This is a genomic window from Pseudomonas sp. FSL R10-2189, from assembly GCF_009600325.1.
Classification (GTDB): Bacteria; Pseudomonadota; Gammaproteobacteria; order Pseudomonadales; family Pseudomonadaceae; genus Aquipseudomonas; species Aquipseudomonas helleri.
Genome location: NZ_WIVZ01000018.1, coordinates 53,798 through 71,787, shown reverse-complemented (window position 1 = coordinate 71,787; position 17,990 = coordinate 53,798). Strand labels below are relative to the sequence as shown.

15 protein-coding genes are annotated in these 17,990 nt (G+C 59.6%); 4 read left to right on the top strand and 11 right to left on the bottom strand.

Features of this window, described 5'->3' with window-relative positions:
- Positions 1 to 124: 124 nt before the first annotated feature.
- On the bottom strand, positions 125 to 1,009 hold the full coding sequence (locus GHO32_RS14585; RefSeq protein ID WP_153336728.1) for a LysR family transcriptional regulator: 885 nt from the start codon (positions 1,007 to 1,009) through the stop codon (positions 125 to 127).
- Positions 1,010 to 1,237: 228 nt separating this feature from the next.
- Between GHO32_RS14585 and GHO32_RS14580 the strand changes: the two genes are divergently transcribed.
- On the top strand, positions 1,238 to 2,521 hold the full coding sequence (locus tag GHO32_RS14580) for an aspartate aminotransferase family protein (RefSeq protein WP_153336727.1): 1,284 nt from the start codon (positions 1,238 to 1,240) through the stop codon (positions 2,519 to 2,521).
- A gap of 170 nt (positions 2,522 to 2,691) precedes the next feature.
- Positions 2,692 to 2,856: a YqaE/Pmp3 family membrane protein gene (locus GHO32_RS14575; RefSeq protein WP_048384917.1), complete on the top strand. Its 165-nt coding sequence runs from the start codon at positions 2,692 to 2,694 to the stop codon at positions 2,854 to 2,856.
- Between the two features lie 90 nt (positions 2,857 to 2,946).
- Here GHO32_RS14575 and GHO32_RS14570 read toward each other — a convergent pair whose 3' ends face one another.
- The 10 genes from GHO32_RS14570 to GHO32_RS14525 form a co-directional block, all read right to left on the bottom strand.
- Positions 2,947 to 4,773, bottom strand: coding sequence for a S9 family peptidase (locus tag GHO32_RS14570; RefSeq protein WP_153442866.1), 1,827 nt, complete (start codon positions 4,771 to 4,773; stop codon positions 2,947 to 2,949).
- A complete protein-coding gene (pqqE, locus tag GHO32_RS14565; RefSeq protein ID WP_368668386.1) occupies positions 4,739 to 5,911 on the bottom strand; it encodes a pyrroloquinoline quinone biosynthesis protein PqqE in 1,173 nt (390 codons plus the stop codon). The genes GHO32_RS14570 and pqqE overlap by 35 nt, the downstream gene beginning before the upstream one ends.
- Complete coding sequence (pqqD, locus tag GHO32_RS14560) at positions 5,883 to 6,158, bottom strand: pyrroloquinoline quinone biosynthesis peptide chaperone PqqD (protein WP_048372268.1); 276 nt, start codon at positions 6,156 to 6,158, stop codon at positions 5,883 to 5,885. The genes pqqE and pqqD overlap by 29 nt, the downstream gene beginning before the upstream one ends.
- On the bottom strand, positions 6,155 to 6,907 hold the full coding sequence (gene pqqC, locus GHO32_RS14555; protein WP_048372266.1) for a pyrroloquinoline-quinone synthase PqqC: 753 nt from the start codon (positions 6,905 to 6,907) through the stop codon (positions 6,155 to 6,157). Before pqqC ends, pqqD begins: the two co-directional genes overlap by 4 nt.
- A 104-nt stretch (positions 6,908 to 7,011) precedes the next feature.
- On the bottom strand, positions 7,012 to 7,923 hold the full coding sequence (gene pqqB / locus GHO32_RS14550; RefSeq protein ID WP_048372265.1) for a pyrroloquinoline quinone biosynthesis protein PqqB: 912 nt from the start codon (positions 7,921 to 7,923) through the stop codon (positions 7,012 to 7,014).
- 97 nt (positions 7,924 to 8,020) lie between these two features.
- Positions 8,021 to 8,095, bottom strand: a complete 75-nt coding sequence (gene pqqA / locus GHO32_RS14545; RefSeq protein ID WP_003422658.1) for a pyrroloquinoline quinone precursor peptide PqqA — start codon at positions 8,093 to 8,095, stop codon at positions 8,021 to 8,023.
- 151 nt (positions 8,096 to 8,246) lie between these two features.
- Positions 8,247 to 10,685: a pyrroloquinoline quinone biosynthesis protein PqqF gene (gene pqqF, locus GHO32_RS14540; RefSeq protein ID WP_153336812.1), complete on the bottom strand. Its 2,439-nt coding sequence runs from the start codon at positions 10,683 to 10,685 to the stop codon at positions 8,247 to 8,249.
- A gap of 48 nt (positions 10,686 to 10,733) precedes the next feature.
- Positions 10,734 to 11,528 (bottom strand): carbon-nitrogen hydrolase family protein, encoded by a 795-nt coding sequence (locus tag GHO32_RS14535; protein ID WP_153336811.1) that lies wholly within the window; start codon positions 11,526 to 11,528, stop codon positions 10,734 to 10,736.
- Positions 11,529 to 11,645: 117 nt separating this feature from the next.
- Positions 11,646 to 13,328, bottom strand: a complete 1,683-nt coding sequence (locus GHO32_RS14530; RefSeq protein ID WP_153336810.1) for an NAD(P)/FAD-dependent oxidoreductase — start codon at positions 13,326 to 13,328, stop codon at positions 11,646 to 11,648.
- Positions 13,329 to 13,499: 171 nt separating this feature from the next.
- Positions 13,500 to 13,952: an Lrp/AsnC family transcriptional regulator gene (locus tag GHO32_RS14525; protein ID WP_281852772.1), complete on the bottom strand. Its 453-nt coding sequence runs from the start codon at positions 13,950 to 13,952 to the stop codon at positions 13,500 to 13,502.
- A gap of 457 nt (positions 13,953 to 14,409) precedes the next feature.
- Between GHO32_RS14525 and GHO32_RS14520 the strand changes: the two genes are divergently transcribed.
- Both GHO32_RS14520 and GHO32_RS14515 read left to right on the top strand, forming a co-directional pair.
- On the top strand, positions 14,410 to 17,034 hold the full coding sequence (locus GHO32_RS14520; RefSeq protein ID WP_153335074.1) for a plasma-membrane proton-efflux P-type ATPase: 2,625 nt from the start codon (positions 14,410 to 14,412) through the stop codon (positions 17,032 to 17,034).
- Positions 17,035 to 17,050: 16 nt separating this feature from the next.
- Positions 17,051 to 17,887 carry a polyphosphate kinase 2 family protein gene (locus GHO32_RS14515; RefSeq protein WP_153335073.1) on the top strand — a complete coding sequence of 279 codons (837 nt, stop codon included), beginning with the start codon at positions 17,051 to 17,053 and terminating at the stop codon, positions 17,885 to 17,887.
- Positions 17,888 to 17,990 lie beyond the last annotated feature (103 nt).

Here is a 17,990-nt window from a genome sequence, read left to right as displayed (position 1 = left end):
TTTTTTGTGCGCCTGAAATTCCTATTTCTTGTAGTCGCTGTCGAGGCACGAGGCTGCGATGGGCGTTGCGCCCGCTCTCAAGAAAACGGGTTGCTCCGCAACCCTTCGCAGCCTTCGGCAGCGACTACGAATGGATCACGTCTTCAAGCAGGCTGCGCAGTAGCCCCAGGGTGGCTTGCTGGCGCTGCACGTCGCGGCACACCAGGCCGACTTTCAGCGGCACGCGGGGTTCGCTCAGGGGTTTCCAGAGCAGCGCCTGATGGTCATTCTCATGGCGCGAGCGCCCCGGCAGCACGGTCGCCAACTTGGTGTGCAGCAAGCTGTCGAGTATCCCGGCCATGGTGTTCAACTCGGCCTGCACCTGCGGGCGACGGCCCAGGCTGGCCAATTGGTTTTGCCAGATCTGGCGCACCTGAAACTCTTCCCCGAGCAACAACATCGGCAACTCGGCGGCCTGTGTCAGTGACACCTTCTTAAATTCACGCAATGGATGATCCGCCGGGATGACCAGTTGCAGTTCGTCTTCGTACAACTGCGTGCCATGCAACCCCGGCTGGCGTGGCGGCAGGTAGCTGATGCCGATGTCGAGTGAGCCATTGAGCAGGCGCCGTTCGATCTCCATGCCGGTCAATTCGTAAATCTGTACCACCAAATGCGGCTGTGCCTGACGCACGCGCTCGAGCATTTGCGGCACCAGGCTGGTGTGCACGGTTTGCAGTACGCCAATGGCAATGGTGCGCAGCGCATGGCCTTGAAAGTTACTCAACGCTTCACGCGCACGCTGCAAGCCGTCGAGCAGCGGCAAGGCGTGGTTGTACAGCGTATGGGCGGCCAGGGTGGGCAGCAGGCGTTTGCTGCTGCGCTCGAAGAGGGTCACGTCGAGGTTGTGTTCGAGCTGGCGGATCTGCTGTGACAGCGCCGGTTGGGAGATCGACAGACGCTCGGCAGCGCGGCCCACATGGCCTTCTTCGTACACCGCGACGAAATAACGCAGTTGCTTGAAATCCATAAGTAATACTTATCGAAAATGCTTAAAAAACGAAATAGCTCAAAGGCTTGTGGGCGCCTAGTCTACGCCCGTTCCACTGGGGCTATCGAGCAAAAACGCGCGATAAACCGTACCGGTGGCGCGCTTATTTACATAGGCAAGGCTAAAAACCCGTCAGAGGTTTTAGCGCCCGGGCCGTGCCGGGGCGGTTGCAAATCGAATCTGCTTATGAACACAAGGCCTGCGTGCATGAACCTGTTTAACTTGCGTCGCCCCCAAGCCCATCTTGCTCAACCCGTGGCGGAGCCTGCCCCCGCGCATGAGAGCACCCCCGAAGCCCGCTTTTGCCTGATGCCCAGCGTAGAACGCCCGGCGCAGGTGTTTGTGCGTGGCCAGGGTTCCTGGATGTGGGACAGCGAGAGCCGTGCGTACCTCGACTTCACCCAGGGGGGTGCCGTGAACAGCCTGGGCCACAGCCCGGCGGTGCTGGTCAAGGCCATGACGGAACAAGCCCAGTCATTGATGAACCCCGGCGCAGGTTTTTATAACCGCGCCATGCTGACCCTGGCCGAGCGCTTGTGCCACAGCACGGGCAGCGATCAGGTGCACTTTTTAAACACCGGGGCCGAGGCCAACGAAGGCGCGATCAAGCTGGCGCGCAAGTGGGGCCAACTGCACCGTAACGGCGCCCACCGGATCATCACTGCAACGCGCAGCTGCCACGGTCGCAGCTTCGGCGCGATGTCGGCTTCGGGCAGCGGCACCTTCGACAACCGCTTTGAGCCGCAACTGCCAGGCTTTATCAACGTACCGTTTAACGACTTGCCTGCGCTGCACGCGGCGGTGGATGCACAGACCGTGGCCATCATGCTGGAGCCGGTGCAGAGCGATGCGGGGGTGATTCCGGCGACCGAGCATTACCTCAAGGGCGTCGAGCGCCTGTGCCGCGAGCTGGGTATTTTGCTGATTCTGGATGAGGTCCAGACCGGCATGGGCCGCTGCGGTTCGTTGCTGGCAGAGCAGAACTACGGCGTGCGCGCCGACATCGTTACCCTGGGCAAAGGCCTGGGCGGCGGCGTGCCGTTGGCCGCATTGCTGGCCCGTGGCAAGGCATGCTGCCTGGAGCCCGGCGAGCTCGGCGGCACCCACCACGGCAACGCGTTGATGACCGCAGCCGGTGTGGCGGTGCTCGACACGATTCTGGAAAAAGATTTTCTGGCGCAGGTGCGCGACGCGGGCCAGTACCTGCGCGAAGGGCTGGGGCGACTGGCCAATAGTTATGCACAGGGTGAATTGCGCGGTCAGGGTTTGTTTTGGGGCCTGACCTTGTCGGATGACTCGGCCGAGGACGTGGTTAAAGCTGCGCTGTACGAAGGGCTGTTGATCACCGCCCCGCAGCCCAATTGCCTGCGCTTTACCCCGGCGTTGTGCGTGAGCAAAGGCAACATCGACGAGATGTTGCTGCGTCTGGCTCGGGCCTTTGCCCGCGTGCGTACGGCGCAGTTGCACTGCCGTCGTGCGGTTGCGACGTAACGCCATTTAAAGAACCGTCTCGCGGTATAACGCGTCGCCCTGTGCCTGTTTCGTTCGGCGCGGGGCGTTTTTTTGTCTGTGGATAAGTCTGCGCTGAACCTTTTGTCGGGCCGGTGAGTCGATTAAGGGTAAGGGCCGTGTGAGCCCGTTAAGGATTGGGAGCCGAGCGTATGGAATTTCTGAAGATCATCATTGCCATTTTGCTGCCGCCATTGGGCGTGTTCATGCAGGTGGGGTTTGGCGGGGCATTCTGGTTGAACATCTTGCTGACCCTGTGCGGTTACATCCCGGGGATCGTGCACGCGGTGTACATCATCGCCAAGCGTTCGAATTGACCCGCCGTCTGTAGGAGCGAGCTTGTCTCGCGAGCTTTTAAAGATCAAAAGATCGCGAGGCGAGCTCGCTCCTACAGGGGTTTTGGGGTTTCAGGGGTTTAGCAGTTCGCTGTAGAACAGCCATTCGTGCTCGAGCGCGTGGGCCTGGTTGCTGGCTGTGCGAAAGCCGTGGCGTTCTTGCGGGTAGTAATACGCTTTGGCCGGGATGCCGTTGTCTTCCAGGGCCTTGAGCATGTCGCGGGTTTGCTGTGGCACGACCACGGCGTCCAGTTCTCCTTGAAAGAAGATCACCGGCACGCGGATTTGCCCGGCGTGCAGCAACGGCGTGCGCGCAGCGTAACGCTCGGCATCGCGCACAGGGTCGCCGATCAGCCAATCGAGGTAGTCGCCTTCAAACTTGTGGGTGCTGCGTGTCAGCGCAATCGGGTCGCTGACGCCATACAGGCTGGCACCGCCACGAAATACATCTTTGAACGCCAGCGCACACAGGGTGGTGTAGCCGCCCGCGCTGCCGCCGCGAATAAAGGCTTTTTCGCCATCAATCAGCCCTTGCCCGGCCAGGTAGCTGACCACCGCGCAGGCATCTTCAACGTCCACTTCGCCCCATTTCAGGTGCAAGGCTTGCCGATAGTCGCGGCCATAGCCGGTGCTGCCCCGGTAGTTGAGGTCGGCCACGGCAAAGCCGCGCTGGGTCCAGTACTGAATACGCGGGTCGAGCATCGGGTAGCAGGCGGATGTCGGGCCGCCGTGCACGAAAACCACCAAGGGCGGTTTAACCTCGCCGTGCATCGCCGGATAGAAGAAGCCGTGGGCTTCGCCGTTACCGGACGGGTAGCGCAAGGTCTGCGGGCGGCTGATCTGTTCGGCGGGCAACGGCGCCACGCCACCGGCCAGCACGCGGACCTGTTTGTCGCTGCGGCGAATGCGCAGGATCGCCGACGGACTGACGGGGGAGGCGGCGATGCAATAGAGGTAGGCATCATCCAGCGCCAGGCAGCGAAACCGGCTGTAGTCGCCGGTGAAGTCTTCGACGCTGCCGTCAGCCGCGTGAATGCCCAAGCGTCCGAAACCGGCTTCGGTCCAGGTGGCCAGGTAACTTTGCTCACCCAGCGGCAGCCAGGTCCGGCCGCCCAATTGCCAAGGCGCCGGGGCGTGATCGGCCGCTGCGCTTTGCGCGGGCACCAGGCCTTCGCCCGACTCGGACCATGGCTGCCAGAAGCCGCCACGGTCGGTCAGGCAGTACAGGCGGTTGTGTTCGTCAAAGCGTGGCTGTTGCAGAGACTCTTCGCTCAGGTCCCCGGCAATGCAGTGCGCGGGGTTCCACTGGCCCTGGTGATGGCCTTCTGCGAGCATCAGGCGGGTTGAGGTCCAGGGTTGGTGCGGGCGGCTCCACTCAATCCAGGCCAGGCACTGGCCGTTTGGGCTGAGCGTAGGGGCGGCGTAAAAGTCGGCGCCTTCGGCCAGCACCTGGCGCTGGCGGGTGCTCAGGTCGATGCTGACCAGCCGGTGCTGCGCGGCGTCTTCTTCCACGGCCAATACCCGACCGTGGGCAAACTGCACGTCGCCGTAGCGGCAGGTGCCGTGGGTCAGCGCGTGCGGTGCGCTGCCGTCCAAGGCCTGTTGGTACAGTTGCTGATCGGTTTCGTTGACGAACACCACGCCGTCATCGCTGAGGCAAAAAGAACCCCCGCCATATTCATACACCCGGCTGCTCACGCTGAAGGTGGCGGGGGTCAGGCAATGCGCCTGCTCATCGCGCCAGTGCCAAATGCGGCAGGCGCCTTCTTGCGGGCGGTACTCGTTCCAGAACAGGCCGTGGGGGCCGACCCGCAGTTCGGCAAAATCGACACCGGCGGCAACGGCGAGGGCGGCGCTGAAAGGTTCAGCCTTTTGCGATGAGGCGTGAGTTTCGTTCATTTCTGAAGGCCAATTGTTCGATGGTCTGGGTGGCGTGCTCGGCTTCCTCGCGCGCCTTGAGAATCAGGTCGTGTTGCGGCGATTTACTGCACACCGGGTCCGCATTGCTGGCGTCTCCGGTGAGCATAAAGGCTTGGCAACGGCAGCCGCCGAAGTCCTTTTCTTTCTCGTCGCACGAGCGGCAAGGCTCGGGCATCCAGTCATAGCCTCGAAAACGATTGAAGCCGAACGAGTCGTACCAGATGTGTTGCATGCTGTGGTCACGCACGTTAGGGAACTCGACCGGCATTTGTCTAGCTCCGTGGCACGGCAAGGCGGTGCCGTCCGGGGTCACGGTGAGGAAGATGCTGCCCCAGCCGTTCATGCAGGCTTTTGGCCGCTCTTCGTAGTAGTCCGGGGTGACGAAGATCAGCTTGCACGGGTGGCCTTGTGCTTCGAGCTTGGCGCGGTATTCGTTGGTGATGCGCTCGGCGCGTACCAATTGCTCTTTGGTCGGCAGCAGGCCCACCCGGTTGAGCTGCGCCCAGCCGTAGAACTGACAGGTCGCCAGCTCGACAAAGTCGGCTTCGAGGGCGATGCACAGCTCGATGATGCGGTCGATTTTGTCGATGTTGTGCCGATGGGTGACGAAGTTCAGCACCATCGGGTAGCCGTGGGCTTTGACCGCGCGGGCCATTTCGAGCTTTTGCGCGAAGGCCTTTTTCGAGCCCGCGAGCAGGTTGTTCACTTGCTCGTCGCTGGCCTGGAAGCTGATCTGGATGTGGTCCAGTCCGGCCTTTTTGAAGTCGCTGATTTTTTGCTCAGTGAGACCGATGCCGGAGGTGATCAGGTTGGTGTAAAAACCCAGTGTGCGGGCCTCTCCGATCAGCTCGGCCAAGTCCTGACGCACCAGCGGCTCGCCGCCTGAAAAACCCAACTGTGCTGCACCCATTTCCCGCGCTTCACGAAACACTTTGACCCATTGCTCGGTGCTCAGCTCTTTGCCTTGCTGGGCGAAGTCCAGCGGGTTGGAGCAATACGGGCATTGCAGCGGGCAGCGATACGTCAGCTCGGCGAGCAGCCAAAGCGGCAGGCCGACCTCGGGTTTGGGCGGCAGCGCCAGCGGTCTGTCAGACAAGTTCGATCCAGTGCTGTGCACGTGCGACCTCCATAAATTGCTCGATGTCATCGCCCAGCTCCGGCACGCCGGGGAACTGCGCGTCCAGTGCGGCGATGATCGCCGCCACGTCGCGCTCGCCGTCGATCAGGCCACCGATCAGGGCGGCACTCTCGTTGAGTTTGATCATGCCTTCGGGGTAGAGCAGCACATGGCCTTTTTGCGCGGGTTCGTACTGAAAACGATAGCCCTGGCGCCAGGTCGGGGTTTTGCTGCGATCGAAACTCATAGGGCGATTCCTTTGTGCCAGACACGTTGGTCGGTCACGCTGTGATAGGGCGGGCGGTCCAGCTCGTAGGCCATGGTCATGGCGTCGAGCATGCTCCACAAAATGTCCAGTTTGAACTGGAGAATCTCAAGCATGCGTTGCTGACCCGCGTAGGTGGTGTAGTGCTGCAGGGTGATCGCCAAGCCATGCTCAACGTCGCGGCGCGCCTGGCCCAGGCGGGTGCGGAAGTATTCATAACCGGCCGGGTCGATCCACGGGTAATGCTGCGGCCAGCTGTCGAGGCGTGACTGGTGGATCTGCGGGGCAAACATTTCGGTCAGCGAGCTGCTGGCGGCTTCTTCCCACGTGGCGCGACGGGCGAAGTTGACGTAAGCGTCGACCGCAAAGCGCACGCCGGGCAGCACCAGCTCCTGGGAGCGCAACTGGTCCGGGTCCAGACCCACGGCCTGGCCCAGGCGCAGCCAGGCTTCGATGCCACCGTCTTCGCCGGGGGCGCCGTCGTGGTCGAGCAGGCGCTGGATCCACTCGCGGCGGACTTCGCGGTCCGGGCAGTTGGCCAGGATGGCGGCGTCTTTGAGCGGGATGTTGACCTGGTAATAGAAGCGGTTGGCGACCCAGCCCTGGATCTGTTCGCGGGTCGCGCGGCCTTCATACATCGCCACCTGATACGGGTGATAGATGTGGTAATACGCGCCTTTGGCCCGCAGCGCGGCTTCGAACTCGGCAGTGGAGAGTGGGGCTTGGGTCATAGTGCCTCCAGAAGGTGAACCTCTGTAGGAGCGAGCTTGCCTCGCGATCTTTTGATCGTTTAAAAGCTCGCGAGGCAAGCTCGCTCCTACAGGTTTTGGGTGGGTTACAACTCGATGCTCATGCCGTCAAAGGCCACTTCAACACCCCGGCGGGCCAGTTCGGCGCGCTCGGCGGAGTCTTCGTCGAGGATCGGGTTGGTGTTGTTGATGTGGATCAGCACCTTGCGCTGCTCGGGCAATTGCTCCAGCACTTCGAGCATGCCGCCGGGGCCGTTCTGTGCCAGGTGGCCCATTTCACGGCCGGTGCGGGTGCCCACGCCACGGCGTTGCATTTCGTCGTCGTCCCACATCGTGCCGTCCACCAGCAGGCAATCGCTGCCGGCCATGATGTCCAGCAACGGCGCGTCGACCTTGCCCAGCCCCGGCGCGTAGAACAGCTTGCCGCCGGTGCGCAGGTCTTCAACGATCAGGCCGATGTTGTCACCCGGATGCGGGTCGAAGCGGTGCGGCGAGTAAGGTGGCGCAGCACTGCGCAACGGCAGCGGGCTGAAACGCAGGTTCGGGCAGGCCGGGATGGTGAACGAGCCGTGCAGCTCGATGCGGTTCCAGTTCAGGCCGCCGTTCCAGTGCTTGAGCATGTTGAACAGCGGGAAGCCGGTGCTCAGGTCTTCGTGGACCATGTCGGTGCACCACACCTCGTGCGGGCAGCCTTCGCGCAGGCTCAGCAGGCCGGTGGTGTGGTCGATCTGGCTGTCCATCAAAATAATGGCGCTGATGCCGGTGTCTCGCAGGGCGCGGCCCGGTTGCATCGGGGCGAAGCTCTGGAGTTGCGCGCGGATGTCGGGCGAGGTGTTGCACAGCACCCAGTTGACGCCATCGTCAGAGATCGCAATCGAGGATTGGGTGCGTGCTTTGGCGTTCAGGCTGCCATCGCGAAAACCCGCGCAGTTCACGCAGTTACAGTTCCACTGTGGAAAACCACCGCCGGCGGCGGAACCTAAAATCTGGACAAACATGGCGTGTTCTCTTGCAAATCTGAAAATAAAAACGCCCCGGCGAGCCGAGGCGTTGGGTTGCTCTGCTCAACTCTTGATAACCAAGAGCCGCGACAGATCAACGGCTAGCGAAGTACATGGTCACTTCAAAGCCAATACGCAGGTCGGTGTAAGCAGGTTTAGTCCACGACATAGGGTGTCTCCTTCAGCGGTTGGTGGGGTGTCTCTGGGTTAGTCCCTCTCCCGAAAGAGTGGTTCTGACAACTTGGACGGCTATGTTACTAAAATTGTCTGTTGCTGAGCGCTTCAATGTCGGAGAAAGCTCATTACGCGGTTGGTAAAAATCAGCTTTGTCCGAGAAAAAACGATTCAGTTGCGGGCTGGGTAGCCAGGCACAGCCAAGCGCACTCAGGCTGATTAATCTGCTGAGCTGCCTGCAGTGTAGTCCGTGGATCCAGCCTTATAAGCGCGGTATAGAGCGCTTTCAAGTCGTCCGACGGGTGGCCCCCCATTTTTGCTTGCCACAGCAGCTCACTCGCTTGAACCCCGCTTAATGACTCGGGCAAAAATTGCTGCGCCAAGGTATCTCGCGCCTGGATGAAGGTTGTTTCATCCAGTGCCGTGACGAGCGTCGGCAATTGAGCCAGGAATGTGCGGATGTGTTCGAAGATGTCTGCCACGGGGGCGTGAGGCGATTGCACGCCGAACAGCAGGCCGGTTTGCCCATTGAGCTGGCGCAGACCGTTGAACACTGCGTAGCCCAATTGCTGCTCTACCCGCAGTTGTTGATAGAACGGAGTGCTTGCCAACTGGGCGAGCAAACGCCACGCGGCCTCGGCCGCCAGATCACCGTCGGGTGCCGGGCAAAACAGCAGCACGGCGTGTTCGCTGGAGTCGCAGGGTTCGGTGACCCAGCGCCGTTGCGTCGAATGTGCGGCCGTTGGCAAGTGTGCGTCCGGCGTGCCGGGTGCTTTGTTTAAGGCGGCGCTGATCAAGGGCTGCGTGGCCGCAGGCAGGCCAAGCGCGAGGCCGTCCCAGCGTGCCGCCGCCCAGCATTGGCTGGCATCGCTCAAGGTGGCGTCGGTGGCAGCCTGGCTGCATTGCGGCAGACGTTTGAGTAGCTGGCGAATCGGCATCAGCGGCGCCGCTGGTGAGCTAACCGGCAGTGCGTCCGGTGTTTCAAGGGCGCGCAAAGCGTGTTCCAGAATGGCGGGCATCGGCGTGTGCAAGCCCTGCATTTTCAGCTGCCAGTCATGGCCTGAAGCACTGCATGACAGTTCGACCCCAGCCTCGCGGGCATCCTGTTGCAGCGGACGCAGGCGGTTCTCCAGTGCGAGCAGCAGGCTGTCGGCCGGGCTGGTTGGCAAGCGCCAACGCAGGTAAACCGCGGCCTCGTGGCCGGTGGCGGGTAGCTCTGCGTTAAAGCTCATGGCCGAATGGTCGCGACGGCTGCGCAAGCGGTCTTGGGCAAAGGTGCGCAAGCCCCGGTGAGCGCTGGTTTGGCCACGGATCAATCCCGCATTGGCTGGCTTTTCGGGGGCGCTCAAAAACGGGTTGGGCGGTGGCAACTGCCAGGCGTGGCCAGCGGCCGGTTGCACCGGTGGCAGCATCTGTTGCAGCAAGCCGGCGAGCGCTGCTACGGCTTGATCTGACAACCCAGGCACACGTTGCTCACAATCAGCGCGGGCCAGTTCCAGCGCGCTGCTGACCTCCAGCTGACGCTGGCGCAGCCATTGGAATTCGTTGCGCAGGGCGGGATGGTTTTGCTGCGTGTTGAAATAGGCCAGCCAGTCGTAAAACGCTTCACGGACTGGCGTGGCGTTTTGCGTCATGTTGCCCGCGGCGCTGAAGGCGATGTGCAGCAGCGCCTGGCCTTCGAACTGGTACAGCACCTCTGCTTTCAGGCCGGTGCACAGTTGCTGTTCGCGCAGGTAGGCGATAAGGCCTCCCGGCTTGTCGGCATTGATCCAGCGGCACAAAAAGTCCAGCGCCGTGCTTGAGGCCTCGGGCAGTTGTTCGAAGGCGAACAGCAGGTTTAGGTGTTGGTCGTCGAGTTGCTGGTACACGGTTTCACCGTTTGGCAGCAAGGCCGGTGGGCGGTTTTGCGCCTTCACTGGGCCGGTGGCGAAGGGCTCGGTATAGCGCTCGGCCAGGGCTAGCAGTTCGTCTTCGGGTACCGGGCCGACCAGGCTCAGGCTGATGTTGCCGGCGTGATAAAACGTTCGGTAAAAATCGTGCAGGGCGTGCTGAAATGCAGGTCGCTGGATCGGCAGGCTGTAGCGATTACCGGCGTGAAAAGCCCGCAGCGGGTGGGACGGGTTCAGCGGCTGGAGCAATTCGAACTGGCGCCGGGCCGATGGCTCACGGGCCCAGGCGATAAATTCTGCGTGCAGCACCTCACGTTCGCGCAGTTGCTCTGCCGGGTCCATGCGTGGCTGAGCGAGCATGTCGCACAAACGCGCCAGGCCGCCTTCGAACGCGGCCACCGGCAGTTCAAAAAAGAAGTCGGTGTGGCGCTCGCTGGTGCGGGCGTTGACCTGGCCGCCGTGGCGTTGCACGTAGGCCATCAGGTTGTCGGCGGCGGGGTAGCGCTCGGTGCCGAGGAACAACAGGTGTTCAAGAAAATGCGCCAGCCCTGGCCAGGCGGCTGGCACGTCGTGGCTGCCTGCGTGAACCCGTAAAAACGCCGCACAGCGCTTGAGGCGCGGCGCGTGGCGCAGTGAAAGAGTCAGGCCGTCAGTGAGGGTCAAACGGCGGGCTTGGGAGGGGTTCAGCGCAGACATGGGCATTTCCGGAACAGAGATGCCCACATGCTAGCGGATTACGGGCGATCAGCGCTTGCTCAGCGGGGTGTAAAGTTCGGGGCGGCGATCGGCCAGGTAGAAGTTGCCGGTGCGGGCATCCTCCAATTGTTGGCTTTCGAGGGTGGCGGTAATCAGGGTTTCGTCCTGTTCGGCCAAGGCCACTTGCACGCCGTTGGGGGCGGTAATGCTGCTTTGCCCGCAGTAATGGACGTTGCCTTCGTGCCCGCAATAGTTGGCGTAGGCCACATAGCACTGGTTTTCGAAGGCCCGGCTACGCACGGTAACCTCGGCGATAAAGTCGTACGGCGCCATATTGGCGGTGGGGACGACGATCAACTCGGCCCCGGCGAGGGCCAGACGGCGGGTGTTTTCGGGGAATTCGAGGTCGTAGCAAATCAGCAGGCCGAGTTGCCAGCCATTCAGTTCGAACACCGGAAAGGCGTCCGGGCCGGGGCTGAACATGTCGCGGTCGAGTTGGCCGAACAGATGGGTTTTGCGGTAATTGCACAGGCTTTTGCCGTGGCTGTCGATCACCTGCACGCTGTTGTAGAGGTGCCCGTCAAGGTCGCGCTCGGGGTAGCCGTAGGCAATCGCGATGCCGGTGGTTTGCGCCAGTTCGGCAATCTGCAGCGCGGCGTCGCCGTCAGAGGGCTGGGCCAGATCGGCCACCGCTTTGGCGCCAATGTTGTAGCCCGTGAGGAACATTTCGGGCAGGACCAGCAAGTCAATGTCCTGGGCCTGTGAAGCGATGGAAGCCAGGCGCTGGAGGTTGCCTGCCACATCGAGTGGCAAGGGCTGGCATTGGTAAAGGGCGATGCGCATGGTGGCTCTCCTTATTCACTATCCCTGTGGGGGCGGGCTGGTTTTGCGGTCTTTTCAAGGTCAAAAGATCGCGAGGCGAGCTCGCTCCTACAGGGGGGCAGCGGGGTTGCTTTGCGGTCAGTCCGGCAAGGCAATCGGGCCGATGTCGTGGAAGACATCGCCTGGGCCCGGGTTGTCGGCGTGGGTGCTGCCGCCGAAGTGGGTCATGATGCCCCAGACCGCGTTCAACGACGTTTGTACCGCGCCTTCAACCCAGGCCGGTGTCCATGAGACATCATCGCCGGCAATAAAAATCCCGCGCTGTTCGCCGGGCAGGTCTTGCTGCATGAAATGCGCGTACATGCGCTGGTTGTATCGGTAGTGACCCGGCAGCGCACCTTTGAAGGCACCGAGGAAATGCGGGTCGGCTTCCCACGACACGGTGATCGGGTCGCCGATGATGCGGCTGGCGATGTCGACCTTCGGGTAGATCTTTTTCAGCGAGTCGAGGGCCAGCTTGACGCGTTTTTCCACCGGGTGCGGGAGCATTTTCAGCGCATCGCTCATCCATGAGTACGACAGGCAAATCACCCCCGGCTTGTCGTCGCCGTTGTCGAACAGGTAGGTGCCACGGGTCAGGCGGTCGGTGAGGGTCATGCTCATCAGGTCGCGGCCGGTGTCCGGGTCTTTGTCTTTCCAGAACGGGCGGTCGACCATGACGAAGGTTTTTGACGACTGCATGTAACGGGTACGGTCCAGCGCCATCCACACTTTTTGTGAGAACAGCGATTCTTCGCAGTCGATTTGCGTGGTCAGCAACCAGCTCTGGCACGTCACCAACACGGCTTCGTGGGTGCGGGTGACGCCGAGGTTGTCGGTGACCGAAAACTGCCCGTCGACGGCGCGTGATATGGCTTTGACTCCGGTGCGCGGGGCGCCGCGATGCAGCGAGCGCAGGCTGGTACCTTCAGGCCAATGGGCGCAGCGCTGCGGCACATGGCTCCAGATGCCCAGCGGCACTTGCTCGACGCCGCCCACCACGAGGTGCTGGTGGTCGTCGCAGTTGGTCATCACCACGCGGAAAATTTCCAGCATCGAGTTGGGGAAGTCCGAGTCCCAACCGCCGGTGCCAAACCCTACCTGACCAAACACTTCGCGGTGCTGGAAAGACAACTTGGCGAAGGCTTTGGAGGTGGCGACAAAGTCATAGAAGGTGCGGTCGTCCCACAACGGAACCAGGGTATTCCACAGCTCTTTCAGGCGCGGCACGTCGCGGTCGCGGATGGCTTGTTGAATATCGCCAAAGCGCGAGCCTTCCTCCAGCGCGTCTGCCCAGGCGTCGGCCACTTCCTGGAACAGGGCGGGTAGATCCGCCAGCTTCTGTGCGTAGAAGGTCTGGCCTTCGAGGTCGATGACGGTGCTGCCCGACGCGGGTGTCAGCGGGTTGGGGAACGGTTTTGTTTCCAGGCCCAATTTGTCGACGTAATGGTAAAACGCGGTGGAAGACACCGGAAAACGCATGCCACCCAACTCGGCAATCACCCCTTCGCTGCCTTCAAAGGCTTGCGAACGCAGGCGCCCGCCCATCTTCGACGCTTCATAGACCACGGGCTTGAGGCCCAGCTTCATCAACTCGTAAGCGGCCACCATACCCGCCATCCCGGCGCCGACAATCGCTACTTCAGCGCCCAGCTTATTGGCCGGAATGCTGCCCAGCCCGGCCGGGTGTTCGATCCAGTCATCAAAGGCAAAGGGGAAATCGGGGCCGAAAATAGTGATCGGCTTTTTGCCGTCGGCAGGGTGGCGATTGTTCTTGTTCATGGCTGACCTTACTGGGCGACTCGCGTTACACGTGAGTATAGGAAAAGACAGCCGCCAGTTTAGGGAGCGCGGAACACGGTAATAAGACGCAAAGTGTCGTCGTTATGACATTTGTTTAGTCAATATGACGAATCTGGCTGACAGAGTGATGTGTGGCGCAGGCGTAACGCCTTAGCCGCGATCAACCTTGCTGCTGAGAATGATCGAGGTGGTGGTTTTTTCGACACCGTCGACGCTGCCGATCTGATCGAGCAACTGGTCCAGTTGCTCGGGGGATTCGCTGCGCAGCCAGGCCACGTAATCGAACTCGCCACTCACGGCGCACAACTGTTGCACCTGGGCCATGCTGCTCAGACGCCGCACCACCTCTTTGCCGGAGCGCGGCTGCACGGTAATCCCGACATAGGCTTGCAGCCCGCCATCCACCAGACGCTGACTCAAACGCACGCCATAGCCGGTGATGACCTTGGTTTTCTCCAGCCGGGCCAGGCGCGACGTCACCGTGGTGCGCGCAATCCCCAACTGTCGCGCCAGCATCGCCACGCTTTCACGCGCATTAAGCTGCAAGGCCGCGATTAATTGGCGGTCAATGTCATCCAGTGCAGGCGGGTGGGTATCAGGCACAGGAAGGCTCCGGTGTGGGCAGGGTGGGCGGGTAGGGTAAGGGACAGGCCGGGTCTTCTCAACCGGCAAAATCTGGCCCGGCAGTGTTGAAATTGATGAACGTTGATCTACGCTTGCCCGAAGATGCGGGGTGTTACATGAATTGTGACAATCTGACTATTATCATAAAAAATAATAGGTTTATCTAAAGTAAGTTAAAAAACCAATCTATTTCGATACTTCGTTAAGATTGGATAAAAGTTAGTTGTGCCGGTGATACGTTAATTAAGTTGTTTAACAGTCGTTATTTAAGCAGGTCAGTCATTAATAGCCACTTTGCAGTCATGGATTATGCAGAGCGGCATTATTATTAAGTGCGGACCTTAAGATAGATAGGTGAGTGCGCAACTTTATTGGGTTGCGACACTGGAAGTTTGAGAGTGCTGAATAAGCGAGAGCCGTCTAAGAGGGTAAGGGAATGTCCGACATCACATTGGCAGGCGATGGGTCTACAAGCAGTGACCCGGTGAAAAAAGCTAGCTCGCCCAGTTCGTCCAGCTCTTCTAACGCCAAGCCGGCGCGACTGGATGCTGAGGGTATCAAGAAAGAAATAAGCCAACTCAACAGTTCGCCAGATGGCCTTAGTTCGGCAACCGCCAAGAGCCTGCTTGAAAAGTATGGGCCGAACGCCATTGAGGCCAAAGAAGACAGTCGCTGGAAAAAACTGCTCGGTTATTTCTGGGGGCCTATTCCATGGATGATTGAAATTGCGGCACTTATCTCGTTGGCGCGTCAGGACTGGCCAGACTTCATCGTGATTACCGGCCTGCTGCTTTATAACGCGGCTGTCGGTTTTTGGCAGGACAACAAAGCGGCCAGTGCACTGGCGGCGCTGAAGAAAGGTTTGGCACTTAAAGCCCACGCCAAGCGTGACGGGAAGTTGCAAACCATCGATGCGGCCGAACTGGTGCCGGGGGATGTGGTGACAGTGTCCGGTGGGGAGATTTTGCCCGCCGATTTGCTGCTGATCGACGGTGCTTATTTATCGGTGGATCAGGCGGCGTTGACGGGTGAGTCTTTGCCTGTATCGAAGATGGTCGGTGACAGCGGTTATTCCGGCTCTATCGCGCGGCAAGGTTCGATGACCGGTATTGTCACGTCAACCGGTAACAATACGTTCTTTGGTCGCACGGCCAAGTTGGTGGCCAGTGCGGGTGCCAAGTCCCACGCTGAACAAGCGGTACTGCGTATCGGGGATTTCCTTATTATCCTCGCGGCCATTCTGGCGCTGATTCTGGTCGGCACGCAGTTGTATAAAGACATTGTTGTGCAAGGGCATTGGGCGTGGTCTGAGGCCGGTGATATTGCGCAGTTTGTGTTGGTACTGCTGATCGCTTCGGTACCGGTGGCCATGCCCGCGGTCATGTCCGTCACTATGGCGCTCGGGGCGTTGGCGTTATCCAAGCAAAAGGCCATTGTTTCGCGGTTGTCGGCCATTGAGGAATTGGCCGGGGTTGATGTGTTGTGTTCCGATAAAACCGGGACATTGACGCAAAACCACCTGACCGTTGATAGCGCGATCCCTTTTGACCCTAAAACAACCCCCGATGAAGTGATTCTAGGCGCGGCGTTGGCGTGTCAGCCTGAAAGTACGGATGCCATTGACCAGGCTGTTTTGAGTGCGCTGAAGGATAAAAAATCGCTGGAGGGCTTTAAACAAGTCAGCTTCACGCCTTTTGACCCGGTCAATAAAAAGACCTTGGCGGTGGTGCAAGACGCTTCGCAAAAACAGACGTCCTATGCGAAAGGGGCGCCGCAAGTGATTGCCACGTTGTGCGGTATCAGTGAGACCTCCAGCGATGATCCGCGCTCCACGGCTTACTTCGGCAAAGTCAGCGAACTGGCCAGCCATGGCACGCGCGCACTCGGTGTTGCACGTTCGGATGATGGCGGCAAAACCTGGGACCTCCTGGGCTTGCTGGCCTTGCTCGATCCGCCGCGCCCTGACGCTAAAGAAACCATTGCCCAGGCACGTGCGCTAGGCCTGTCGGTGAAGATGGTCACGGGCGATGACGTGGCGATTGGTTCCGAAATCTCCCGGCAACTGGGGCTTGGGACGCACTTGCTGGTTGCTGATCAGGTGTTCCCTAAAGATACGGACAACAACCATATTCCGATTGATGCGGCCCGTGCAGTTGAGGCGGCCGACGGGTTTGGGCGTGTATTCCCGGAGAACAAATACCAGATCGTTAAAGCGCTGCAAGAGCGTAATCACATTGTTGCAATGACAGGGGATGGTGTTAACGACGCCCCGGCCTTGAAACAAGCTGAGTGCGGTATTGCTGTGTCGGGTGCAACGGATGCGGCAAGATCGGCCGCCGCGCTGATTTTGACCGCCCCGGGGTTATCCACGATTGTGAATGCCATTGAAGAAGCGCGGGCTATCTTCGAGCGCATTACCTCGTATGTGTACTACCGGATTGCGATGACGATTTGCATCATGTTTGTGGTGGTGCTGTCTTATTTGGTGTTCGGTGTGCGTCCGTTGACCGCCATCATGATTGTGGTACTGGCGTTGCTGGATGATATTCCGATCATGACCATCGCCTATGACAACGTCAAAATAGCCAAGAAACCGGTGCGGTGGGATATGCACCGAATCATCATATTCTCTTCATTGATGGGGTTGATGGCACTGGCGCAGAGCTTTGGTCTTGTTCTGATCTCGATGTACTGGATGAACAACGCAGAACTGATGCATGTGTTTGCACTCGATCTGAGTCATCTACAGACCATGTTGTTCTTGCAGTTGGCAGCGGGCGGCCACTTGTTGCTGTTTGTGGTGCGTAACCGTAACAGTGTGTTCAAACCACCGTTCCCGTCGTTGCCGCTGTTGTTGGCGGTTATCGGTACGCAGATTGTCGCGGTGTTTATTTGTGCCTTCGGTATTTTCGTTCCGGCTATTTCGTGGGAACTGATCGGCGTTGTCTGGGTGTACGTCCTTGTCTGGATGGTGATCATCGATATCGTGAAGTTGATCTACTTCTCCGTCGTCGACAAGCGTGAAAAACAAAGCGAAAACCTGACTAAAGCCATCGCATGACTAGGGAAGCCAGACTATGAGCCTTATGAGTAAGTTGATTGTTAAGCCAGGGTCAAAAATTCGCCTCGCTGACGTGGACCCTGACTTTCATGGTCCTTATAAATCGGAAAAGGATGCGCAAAAGCATCTTGATCAACAGTCCGCCAGCATCTCTGACCTGCAGAAGAAGCTCTATGCCGAGCGCAAACATTCCTTGCTCATTGTTTTGCAGGGCATTGATGCAGCCGGTAAAGATGGCACTTGCTGGCATGTGTTGCGATCGATGAACCCGCAAGGCACCAATGTGCATGGTTTCAAGCAGCCGACACCCGAAGAAAGCAGCCATGATTTTCTTTGGAGGGTGCATCCCCATGTGCCGGCTGACGGTAACGTGGCTATCTTTAACCGTTCGCACTATGAAGACGTGCTTGTGCAGCGCGTGCACAAAATGGCGCCCGGCAAGGTTATTGAAAAGCGCTACGACCTGATCAATGCGTTTGAAAGCACCGTGCATTCGAATAACACGACGATCCTGAAGTTCTTCTTGTACATCTCGCCTGAAGAGCAACTCAGACGCTTTGAAGAGCGTCTGGATGATCCGATGCGGCAGTGGAAAATCAGCGAGGGTGACTATTCAGAGCGCGCCCTGTGGGACGACTACATCAAGGCGTATGAGGCGATGTTGAACAAATGTTCGACTGACCATGCGCCCTGGTATGTCATCCCGGCCAACCACAAGTGGTTCCGCAACCTGGCCGTCGGGAGCATTGTTGAGAAGACGCTCAAAGACATGAAGATGCAGTTGCCCAAACCTACGGTTGATCTCAAAGAAATCAGAAGGAAGTACCACCAGGCCAAGAAAGAAAAACTCTAAATCATTAGAGCGCCGCCCTGAAGGTTCTGAACGTTCAGGGCGGCGATGGCCAGGTCTGACATCTCATAGCGTTTCCTGTTGGTTGATCAGAGCAGGAAGCGCT